The following is a 9,943-nucleotide window of genomic DNA, read 5'->3' as shown; positions in this document are numbered from 1 at the left end:
CCTAGATGCTATCTACGACAAAATCTTCCTTGAGATTGAAGGCGCTATCAATCAGAAACTTGAGAAATTCAACAACCTTGTTTACGGGCCTGAGCGTAACCCGTCACAGCTTCGTATTAAGAGTGCCAACTCTTACAGCTTCACCTCTCCACTGGATACTGGAACAGGCAAATCGTATGCGGGATTGGTCGGGTTTGACCTATCAATGTTGTCGCTCACGCGCCTGCCATTCGTCATCCATGATTCGATGATATACAAAAACATCGAAATTGCCGCCACTGAACATATCATTAAGATCCTGGCCTCCTTCAAACAAAAGCAAATTTTCCTAGCTTTTGATGAGGCAAAGAAGTTCAACAGCGCAACTCAGAAAATCCTGCAAACCAATAAGGTATTACAACTACACCGCGACAAACTGCTCTACAGCAAGGATTGGAGGGCGAAAGAGAAGAGAACGTAGGGAGGCCTAAACGGCGAGGCATGAGCACGGGGATGCTCATGCATACCTCGCAGTTGTTGAAGCGGCTCTGTGCGCCAGTCTGGCCGGCGTGCTTGGCCTGTCTCTACTGGAGGGTCATCTGTGTAGCCAACGATTCCAGGGGCGAACGCCGCTCGCGCACCTACACACCTACACAACATTCGCACCTCCGTGTCCATTAAGAGTTCGATTCCCTTCACCCGCTCCAATCGAATTTGGTCTCACGTCAAGGTGGTTTTGACGGGAGATGTAGAGACATAAAAAAACCGGTCCAAGTGGCCGGTTTTTTGTGGGCGGGATTTAGTGAAGCACTGTTTCTTCCACCCTTGAACAACCTGTTAACACCAGCCAAATTCAGTGTCGACCACCCATTTACTGGTGGCACAAAGAAGCCAATTTCCGAAAAGGCAATGTCCCACACGACACTGGGAATTGTCCGTACACTTGCGCATTGCTGTGCTTTTGTCACGAGGCTTATAGTCGGCCGACGCCCAAATGGCGTGTCGGGTTTGGCGACTCGACGACATGGTGCAGAAGCTTCCGAGCAGTTTCGGAGCGCTTTTGAACGCACTTAGCTGCCTGTTTTTTGGTAGCTGTGCGTGGGAGATCCTAGGATCTGCCGGTTATGCCATGTMCGGTTCGCCAACCCGCGTACAGCTGCCACCCATTTGTTTGGCGACAATTGAGTGGTGGGGTCCTCCAACTACATGGTGATCACTCATGAATGAATACATGGCCTTAACCAGCAACGCCGACGACCTACCCTCCCTGTTCGTCAACACCACTCAACCGCTGCATTCACTGCTCAGCACGGCCAGCTACAGAATCCGAGCCGTGACGCAGATTCTTGAAAACCTCGCGATGCGGGGTGACATCACCACTGACTCGGTCATTCTCAGCGACTTCGCATTGCTCTGCTGCATACCTTTGCGCGACGGTTGCGATGTGCTGGATGTGATTGCGCGACGCATGGATGCAGAACCGTCCTGACGTTACAAGGGGGCGCTGTTTCGGCGCCTTCTCCAGATCTTGACACTGCAAATCACGCATGCTAGCGAATGCTATACTTCTTTCAAATTGCATGAAGTCTGCAACGTCCCCTACCGCTACAGATACCGACTGCAAATCTCAGTTAACGGCTGCAGGACAGAGGAGGTCCACAGCAAGCACGAGATGGGAGGTGTGGTATGAATCGGCACTATTACATCAGTGACAATCTCGACGATCTTGAAACCGTTGAAAATGAACTGGAAGCCAACGGCATCAATACCGAACAAATTCATGTGCTCAGTGAAGAAGTGGCTGATGTTGAAGAACATCACCTCCACGAAGTTAACTCGTTAATGAAGCAAGATACTGTTCACTCTGGCGAGATTGGTGCGGTGGTCGGCATACCACTCGCGGCGCTGGTCCTGGGTGGCGCCTATTGGCTGGGCTGGACCGAATCCGCTGCAGGCTGGATGCCTTTTATCTTCCTTGCCATTGTTATATTGGGCTTCAGCATCTGGGAAGGCGGTTTTTTTGGAATCCAGGTGCCAAACACTCACTTCCGCAGTTTTAAACAGGTGGTCGACGAGGGTAAACATATCTTCTTCGTGGATGTTGAGCCGGATCAGGAATCGGTACTGGACCGGGTAATCGAACATCATCCAAGGCTGAAGATCGCCGGCACGGGAACGGCAGCCCCCCACTGGACAGTCGCCTGGCAGCACAAATGGCATCAGTTCAAACGAGTGATATCGGGTTAGCCCCGCAGGCTTGAGGGCGTCCGGAAGTGCCATCCGGACGTCGCTTATTGGCCGAAGAAAATCACCCGGCTGAGGAACACATAATCAGCCTCGGTGGCCATCAGTCCGACGAGTACCAGTAAACACAACGGTGGCACCAATATGGCGTAGACCATGGCCAACCGTTCCCAGGCCATGTGCATGAAGACGGAGACAATCAGACCTGCCTTCAACAACATGAGCGTGATGATCAGGAACCACCGGAGGTAGCCCTGGAAGTGAAAATAGTCGACGAGATACGACAGCGTGCTGAGGACGAATAACAGCCCCCAGATTTTAAGGTACAAGCTGATTGGATGTTGCTGACCCTGGGTATGCGCCATCATCAGTGCTCCTCTTCAGAAGCTGTTCACGACCTACCATAAATAGAAGAAAGCAAAAATAAACACCCACACCAGGTCCACGAAGTGCCAGTAAAGCCCGGCTATCTCGACGATCTGATAGTTTCCGGAGCGCTCATAATCTCCGCGCAATACTTTCATCGCCACAATGCTGAGGTAGATGACGCCGACTGACACATGCAGCCCGTGGAAACCGGTAATCATGAAAAAGCTGGCACCAAATTGCGCCGCCCCCATGGGGTTCCCCCAGGGACGCACTCCTTCTGCGATGAGCTTGCTCCATTCAAATGCCTGCATGCTGACGAAGGTCACCCCGAAGGCTGCGGTCGCCAGCATCAGGGCAGCGGTTTTCGCGCGATCATGGCGATAGGCGAAATTGACTGCCATGGCCATGGTGCCGCTGCTACTGATCAGCACAAAGGTCATGATGGCGATCAGAATAAGCGGGATTTCTCTGCCGCCGATCGTCAATGCAAACACTTCACTGGGGTTCGGCCAGGCGCTGGTGATCGTCATGCGTACCGACATGTAGCCGGTTAAAAAGCAGGTAAATACAAACGTATCGCTGAGCAGGAATATCCACATCATCGCCTTGCCCCAAGGCACCTGCCTGAAAGCCTCTCTGTCCGAGGCCCAGTCGTTGGCGATGCCCTGCCATCCCGTTGCAGGTGGCGAGCTGGGTGGGTTGGATGAACTGGACTCGAGTGGGGCTAGCGGGTGCGATGCCATGGCTTTTCACCTCAGGCCGCAGAATCTGGCAATGGCTTCATAGGTTGCCGGCGTACTGGTCAGCAGCGCGAATAGCACGAACCAAAGACCCAGTAAGTAATGCCAATAGATGGCACAGAGCTCTACGCTGGCGCTGAGTTGCGGCAACGGAACGTGATGCAGGAATTTAGCGACGGTTCTGCTCCAGGCGATCAGCCCGCCCAGCAGGTGGAACCCGTGCAGGCCAGTCAACAGGTAGAAAAAACTGTTGGCCGGATTACTGGCGACAAAGTAGCCCCAGGCGACAAACTGCTGCCAAACCCAGAGTTGTCCCGTCAGAAAGGCAACGGCAAATAYACCCCCCACTGCAAAACCAATGACCGTTGCGTCCAGTCGCCCCTGTCGGGCGGCCATACGCGACCACTGCAGGGCGATGCAGCTGAATACCAGAAAAGCCGTATTCAGCCATAGCTGCCATAGGTTGGCCAAGGGCGCCAAGGGCTCCGTCAGGGGTCGCCAGTCGGCCATTTGCGAGCGTTCGATAAAGGCAACCAAAAAGAGAAAGAATAACGAGCTCACCACGGCCAGAAACAAGCGCAGGCCGACTCTTGCGTTTTGGATTCTATCGGCAACCTCGGCGGCCTGAACATCCTCAGGACCACCACTCCAACTACCGCCGGGGTCAGCACCGTCGGCGTTTCTMAATAGCAGCCTGTTCATGTCTTAACGTCCGCAATACTGGCTCCTGCACTGAGTTGCCGCATCTGCTCCAGCTCCTCGTCGGAGACCGTTTGCGGAACGAAATCCTGGTCTATTCCCGGCATGCTGTAGTCGTAGGCCCAGCGATGCACGACCGGCAGCTTCGCGCCCCAGTTACCGTGTACCGGCGGGGTGTCCGGCGTTTGCCATTCCAGACTGGCCGCGCCCCAGGGGTTACTGCCTGCGGGCTTGCCTTTGAAAGTGCTCCAAGCCAGGTTGAACAGGAACAGCAGTTGGGAAACGCCGACGATCAATGCGACCACCGTAATGAAAGAATTCAATTCTTGCGCCGACTGCGGGATGAACGCGTAGTTGTCATAGGCGTAGTAGCGGCGTGGCATGCCCTGGAAACCCAGGTAGTGCATGGGAAAGAAAATCGCGTAGGTGCCGAGAAAGGTAATCCAGAAATGCAGCTTGCCCAGAGTTTCGTTTGTCATGCGCCCGGTGACTTTCGGGAACCAGTGATAAATGCCGCCGAACACCACCAGTACCGGTGCGACACCCATGACCATATGAAAATGGGCCACGACGAAATAGGTATCCGAAAGCGGAATATCCACGATCACATTGCCGAGAAACAACCCGGTCAGACCGCCGACCAGAAAGGTGACGATAAAGGCCAGGGCAAACAGCATCGGTACGGTCAGATGAATGTCGCCCCGCCACAGGGTCAGAATCCAGTTGTAGACTTTCAGTGCGGTCGGCACCGCGATGATCAAGGTGGTGGTGGCGAAGAAAAAGCCAAAGTACGGGTTCATTCCGCTGACATACATATGGTGTGCCCAGACCACAAAACTGAGTACGCCAATCGCAATAATGGCCCACACCATCATTCGGTAGCCGAAGATACCTTTACGCGCATGCGTGCTGATCAAGTCGGAGACCAGACCAAACGCTGGGAGAGCAACGATATAGACTTCCGGATGGCCGAAGAACCAGAACAGGTGCTGGAATAATATTGGGCTGCCACCCTGGTGATCGAGCTGCTGCCCCAGCGAGATGATCGCCGGCATAAAGAAACTGGTGCCCAACAGCTTGTCGAACAGCGTCATGATCGCGCTGACAAACAACGCCGGGAAAGCCAGCAAGGCCATGATCGAGGCCATGAAGATTCCCCATACAGAGAGCGGCATGCGAAACAATGTCATGCCGTGCGTGCGCGCCTGCAACACCGTGGTGACGTAGTTCAACCCGCCCATGGTGGTTGCGACGATAAAAATCGCCAGTGAGACGAGCATCAGTACGATGCCCCACTCGGTCCCCGGTGTCCCCTTGGTAATGGACTGTGGCGGATAGAGCGTCCAGCCCGCACCGGTGGGGCCGCCAGAAACAAAGAAACTGGCGAGCAACACCAGTACCGCGAGCAGGTAGGTCCAGTAACTCAGCATGTTGACGTAGGGGAAGACCATGTCACGGGCCCCCACCATCAGCGGGATCAGATAGTTGCCGAAGCCACCGAGAAACAAGGCGGTGAGCAAATAAATGACCATGATCATGCCGTGCATGGTCATCGCTTGATAGTAAGTACTGGCGTCCATGAACCCCAAACTACCGGGGAAGCCTATCTGCAAGCGCATCAAATCGGACAACACCACGGCGATGATRCCCACGAATATAGCCGTCAAGGAATACTGAATGGCGATGACCTTGTGGTCCTGACTCCAGATATATTTGGTCAGGAAACTTTTGGGCTCGTGCAGTGCTTCTGTTTCGGCTTGCTCCGCATAGGCCATCACGTCATCCTCCAACTGAAGTTTCGGTGTATTGCTGGCTGCTTACGGCTACTTTCCTGGCTCCGCCTTGCTCGCGTCAGCGTCGGCATTCGCTTTGGATTTGATAAAAGCGATCAGTGCGCTCAACTCCTTATCACTCGGCGTAAAGGTCGGCATGATGGGTGCATAACCCTTGACGATTTTGGCGTTAGGCTTAAGAACCGATTCTTTTATATAGTCCTCATCGACCTTTATCCTCGTACCGTCCTCAAGGGTTTCTGTCTTGCCATACAGACCCTGCCAGCTGGGGCCGACGCCCTTGCTGCCATCGACACTGTGGCAGGCCAGACAGCCGAACGACTTGGCCAGTTGCTGTCCCTGCGCCGCCAAGTCTTCACCTGGGGCAGAAAGCTCATCGCCTTGGCGCGCGGTACCCAGTGATTTGATCAGGGTGACGAGAGCACCCAGTTCATCATCATTGAGAGTATAGGCCACCATGACCGGCGGGTAGCCCTGCACCCGCCGGGCCTTTGGATCGAGAATCGCCGATTTAAGGTAAGCCTCATCGACCTGCACACTGGTGCCATCGGCAAGCTGTTCAGTGCGGCCGTACAGCCCTTTCCATCCCGGGCCGAGACTGGCACTGCCATCCTGGCTATGGCAGGCGTTGCAACCGTACTTCTCGACCAACAGTCGGCCTTTTTCCAGCACGCTGTCGCGACTGGGTTTGGTAGCTGCCGCTAATGTCTGCGCAAAAGTCGGTTGGCTGCTCAGCCATTGATCGAAGGCGTTCTGTTCGTCCACGATCATATGGCCGCGCATGTTGTAATGCCCTACGCCACAATATTCAGCGCACATAATTTCATATTGCCCGGTTTTAGTTGGCGTAAACCAAAAGTACGACACCATCCCCGGCACCATGTCCATCTTGCCGCGCATTTGCGGTACATCGAAATCGTGCAGCACATCTTTAGAACGCAGTAAAACTTTTACCGGCTGATCGAGCGGAAGGTGAACTTCATTGTTGAGTATCAATATATCGTCCTGCCCTGCAGGATCCTTGGGATCAAGACCGAAAGGGTTGATGGAATCAGCAAACTTGATATCCGACTTTCCCAACTTCCCGTCTCGACCGGGAAAACGAAAAGCCCACTGCCACTGTTGGGCAACCACTTCAAGTTCATAAGCTTTTTTCGGCACCCGGACGAAATCACTATAAACAACCAGGCCTGGCGCCAACATCGCGGCAATACCGACCGACGTAACGATAATTAACCATAACTCCAACTTTTTATTGCCTGGCTGGTAAGCCGCCCTGGCACCGTCCTTATGACGATAACGCATCACGGCGACCGCCATAAATACCGTGATGGCGATGAAAAATATTCCGCTGATGACCAGGGTGATGAACTGGGTGGTGTCTATCGACCCCCAGTTGGAAGCGGCCGGTGTCGCATGCCAAGGCGCCAGAATATTGAACAACACTGATGCAACAACGATTAGAATCAAGATAATTGCTATTGCCATTTTCTCTTCATCCTATTCCTGTTACGCGTGGATTATGCAAAAGCATCGCCACTTAACAGCATCGTCAAATTAATATTAATCTGACGTCCCAGCAGAGCAGACAAGCACCACTGCTCCTGACGGTAAAGTCAGCAAGAAGTATAGTGCAGGAACGGAGCACGCGCTTCTCCTGAAGTACCGTGACGCACGAGCACTCCAACTCCAACTCCAACAACAAGTTAATTATTTAAATCCATTCGCCACCTATAGCTAAAGAAATTCAGCATCACGTCTCCCGGTACTGGATTGGGCATAGCGACTTGTTTCCGATCAGTCAAAAGAATCAGGGTCGAGCCCCACGCCCCTAAGCGAGGCCCGGTTGCCAGCTATACTTAATTTCTGATTACGGACAGTAGCGATCGACCAGCAGCGGCCCGAGCTACAGAGTCCAGCAGTCCACAACGGAGGTTCCGTCATGAGTGCCTTGACGATCGAAGGCTGGTGCAAAATCAGCGGCGCCCAAAAATCCACCCCGGTGGGAGAGATCCATTTTGACGTCGATGCCCCCCTCCACCTGCGCCTGGAGGAAGCTGAAGAACGCCTGCAGAAGACCCATGAGCGTGAAGCCATGGTCGATGTCGACATGAGTTCAATGGATTTGATCCTGCCTGAGGGATACGGCCCCTTGTCCGACTGCCAAATGCGCGTCTATTTGCAACACGAACGCGGTCAGTTCCATCTGGTCGGACATCGAGCAAGCGATGGAAGCTTGATCTATACCAATGCGGTATTGATTGATCAGCTGCTTGAGTAGCGACTCCGTGATGATCGGCATTGGTCTTTCTCTGTCCAGATTGCGTGAAGTGTCCAACACCGCGATGGTTTGACGGGGATGCAGAGACATGAAAAAACCGGTCCTCAGTGACCAATGCCAGTCAGTTAAGGCACAAACCTGTGGGAGCGAGCCTGCTCGCGATGACGGTATAACATCCAACATCAATGTTGACTGACCCACCGCTATCGCGAGCAGGCTCGCTCCCACATGGATTGCGTTTAATTGACTGGCATTGTCCTCAGTGACCGGTTTTTTTATGCCCGCCGTTCAGCAGCAACACGCGTTGAACTGGCTTGAAGGAATCAGAAACACTCCAGCGCTGCTCCTGGACACCGTGTCTTGCGGTGGTTCCTACACTGTTCCCTACCACTCATCCATTCTGTCGCCACCCGCGGTGGTTATAGTGTTGATAACTTATTTTCAGTAGGTATAGGCCCTGCTGTATTGAGTCGGCGAACAGCACCCGGAGGACAACGTACATGCTTTACCCAATTGCGATTTCTATGGGCGATAACGAACACGCCTGGGGCGTGGAAGTGCCGGATATTCCGGGCTGCTTCTCGGCCGGTGATGACCTGGACGATGCGATCGCCATGGCGCGCGAAGCCATCGAAGGCCACTTCGAGATACTCGCCGAAGACGGATCGGCGATTCCGCCCGCCAACAAGGTCACCGTACACGCGGCCAATCCGCAGTACGCCGGCGTTACCTGGGCATTAGTGGACATCGATGTCACCAAGTACCTGGGCAAGGCTCAGAAACTCAACATCACCCTGCCCGGCTATCTGCTGACCCGTATCGACGAATACGTGCTGCATCACCCGGAAGAGAAAAGCCGCTCCGGCTTCCTCGCCTCGGCGGCGTTGAAAGTGTTGCAACAGGGCTGAGGGCAACAGCCTCAGTCCTGATGCAGCAACGGCCTTTAGCKGGTCGCCACAATGAATAAACGCGGGAACGGCAGCAACACCGAACCATCGGCCAGTACCGGGAAGAATGGCTCTAACGCAGCCAGGTATTGCTCGAGGTACTGCGCTTTTTCCGCCTCGTCGAGCGGTTCAAGAAACGGCCGCAAACCGCTGCCCTTGAACCACTCGACCACGGCCGCGGGACCGCCCGCCAGCGGATGATGGTAGGTGGTGCGCCACACATCGACCCGCGAGGCGCACGAACACAGCATCTGGTAGTAGGTGTTGGCATCGTCGAGGGGCGTCCGTTTCCCGGCGATGTCCGCAAGCTTGCTGGCCCAAGGCCCGTTATTGGCGACTTCACGCATCATCCGGTGCGACGGTTGATCGAGGTTGTCGGGCATTTGAATCGCCAGGCTGCCACCGGGTGCGAGCTTGGCCACCAGCGACGGCAACAGCGTGGCGTGGTCGGGCAACCACTGGAACACCGCATTGGCGAAAATCACATCGAACGGGCCGGGCTCGCTCCAGGCGGCGATATCGGCGGTGTCGAAGCGTACGTCCGGCAAGCGTTTGCGGGCAGCGTCGATCATGTCGGCCGAGCTGTCCAGGCCGCGCACCTTGGCGTTGGCAAAACGCTGCACGAGCAATTCGGTAGAGTTGCCGGGGCCGCAGCCGATGTCGATCACCGAACGCGCATCGGTGCTCGGGATAGCCGCCAGCAAATCGCGCGCCGGGCGCGTGCGCTCATCTTCGAAAGCCACATACTGTTTGGCAGACCAGCTCATCGCGTACTCCTGTAACGGATCAGGACATGAGCGACGCACTAGCCTCGGCGTTTCGCCCGTGGGGCGCCAGTAAGCGACGGACCCGCCAAGCCGTGGGGCGCCAGTAAGCGACGGACCCGCCAAG

General features: G+C 54.8%; 11 protein-coding genes. 5 read left to right on the top strand and 6 right to left on the bottom strand.

From position 1 onward, the window contains the following. The 3 genes from AC1DH9_RS14480 to AC1DH9_RS14470 form a co-directional block, all read left to right on the top strand. Nucleotides 1-460: DUF2326 domain-containing protein (locus AC1DH9_RS14480; RefSeq protein WP_477808334.1), on the top strand; the 460-nt coding region annotated here is incomplete at its 5' end. Between the two features lie 738 nt (nt 461-1,198). Then, nucleotides 1,199-1,468 (top strand): hypothetical protein, encoded by a 270-nt coding sequence (locus tag AC1DH9_RS14475; protein ID WP_054596089.1) that lies wholly within the window; start codon nt 1,199-1,201, stop codon nt 1,466-1,468. A gap of 197 nt (nt 1,469-1,665) precedes the next feature. Continuing rightward, entirely contained in the window at nt 1,666-2,226 is a 561-nt protein-coding gene (locus AC1DH9_RS14470) for a magnesium transporter (protein WP_347929172.1), read from the top strand. 44 nt (nt 2,227-2,270) lie between these two features. On the opposite strand, the gene AC1DH9_RS14465 is transcribed toward AC1DH9_RS14470, so the two are convergent. From AC1DH9_RS14465 to AC1DH9_RS14445, 5 genes are read right to left on the bottom strand one after another with little or no spacing between them, the layout of a single operon-like run. Next, nucleotides 2,271-2,588, bottom strand: coding sequence for a cytochrome C oxidase subunit IV family protein (locus AC1DH9_RS14465; protein ID WP_054598259.1), 318 nt, complete (start codon nt 2,586-2,588; stop codon nt 2,271-2,273). Between the two features lie 33 nt (nt 2,589-2,621). Continuing rightward, on the bottom strand, nt 2,622-3,335 hold the full coding sequence (locus tag AC1DH9_RS14460) for a heme-copper oxidase subunit III family protein (protein ID WP_427536765.1): 714 nt from the start codon (nt 3,333-3,335) through the stop codon (nt 2,622-2,624). Between the two features lie 6 nt (nt 3,336-3,341). Beyond that, complete coding sequence (locus AC1DH9_RS14455; RefSeq protein ID WP_477808333.1) at nt 3,342-4,034, bottom strand: cytochrome c oxidase subunit 3; 693 nt, start codon at nt 4,032-4,034, stop codon at nt 3,342-3,344. After that, nucleotides 4,031-5,806, bottom strand: a complete 1,776-nt coding sequence (ctaD, locus tag AC1DH9_RS14450) for a cytochrome c oxidase subunit I (protein ID WP_427536914.1) — start codon at nt 5,804-5,806, stop codon at nt 4,031-4,033. The genes AC1DH9_RS14455 and ctaD overlap by 4 nt, the downstream gene beginning before the upstream one ends. Nucleotides 5,807-5,854: 48 nt before the next feature. Next, nucleotides 5,855-7,312 (bottom strand): c-type cytochrome, encoded by a 1,458-nt coding sequence (locus AC1DH9_RS14445; RefSeq protein WP_427536769.1) that lies wholly within the window; start codon nt 7,310-7,312, stop codon nt 5,855-5,857. 454 nt (nt 7,313-7,766) lie between these two features. Here AC1DH9_RS14445 and AC1DH9_RS14440 point away from each other — a divergent pair, with 454 nt between their 5' ends. Together AC1DH9_RS14440 and AC1DH9_RS14435 are read left to right on the top strand one after the other, a co-directional pair. Further along, nucleotides 7,767-8,105 (top strand): hypothetical protein, encoded by a 339-nt coding sequence (locus tag AC1DH9_RS14440; RefSeq protein ID WP_054596084.1) that lies wholly within the window; start codon nt 7,767-7,769, stop codon nt 8,103-8,105. Nucleotides 8,106-8,605: 500 nt separating this feature from the next. Beyond that, on the top strand, nt 8,606-9,013 hold the full coding sequence (locus tag AC1DH9_RS14435; protein ID WP_071551463.1) for a type II toxin-antitoxin system HicB family antitoxin: 408 nt from the start codon (nt 8,606-8,608) through the stop codon (nt 9,011-9,013). Between the two features lie 35 nt (nt 9,014-9,048). Here the strand turns inward: AC1DH9_RS14435 and tam are convergent, their stop codons facing one another. Then, nucleotides 9,049-9,819 carry a trans-aconitate 2-methyltransferase gene (gene tam / locus AC1DH9_RS14430; RefSeq protein WP_477808332.1) on the bottom strand — a complete coding sequence of 257 codons (771 nt, stop codon included), beginning with the start codon at nt 9,817-9,819 and terminating at the stop codon, nt 9,049-9,051. Nucleotides 9,820-9,943 lie beyond the last annotated feature (124 nt).

The sequence above is a fragment of the Pseudomonas sp. 05T35 genome (assembly GCF_056396605.1).
This window is presented reverse-complemented; position numbering and strand designations above follow the sequence as displayed.

Coding starts and splice junctions, on each gene's coding strand:
- AC1DH9_RS14475 (WP_054596089.1), top strand. CDS start 1,199: ATGAATGAATACATGGCCTTAACCAGCAACGCCGACGACCTACCCTCC.
- AC1DH9_RS14470 (WP_347929172.1), top strand. CDS start 1,666: ATGAATCGGCACTATTACATCAGTGACAATCTCGACGATCTTGAAACC.
- AC1DH9_RS14465 (WP_054598259.1), bottom strand. CDS start 2,588: ATGGCGCATACCCAGGGTCAGCAACATCCAATCAGCTTGTACCTTAAA.
- AC1DH9_RS14460 (WP_427536765.1), bottom strand. CDS start 3,335: ATGGCATCGCACCCGCTAGCCCCACTCGAGTCCAGTTCATCCAACCCA.
- AC1DH9_RS14445 (WP_427536769.1), bottom strand. CDS start 7,312: ATGGCAATAGCAATTATCTTGATTCTAATCGTTGTTGCATCAGTGTTG.
- AC1DH9_RS14440 (WP_054596084.1), top strand. CDS start 7,767: ATGAGTGCCTTGACGATCGAAGGCTGGTGCAAAATCAGCGGCGCCCAA.
- AC1DH9_RS14435 (WP_071551463.1), top strand. CDS start 8,606: ATGCTTTACCCAATTGCGATTTCTATGGGCGATAACGAACACGCCTGG.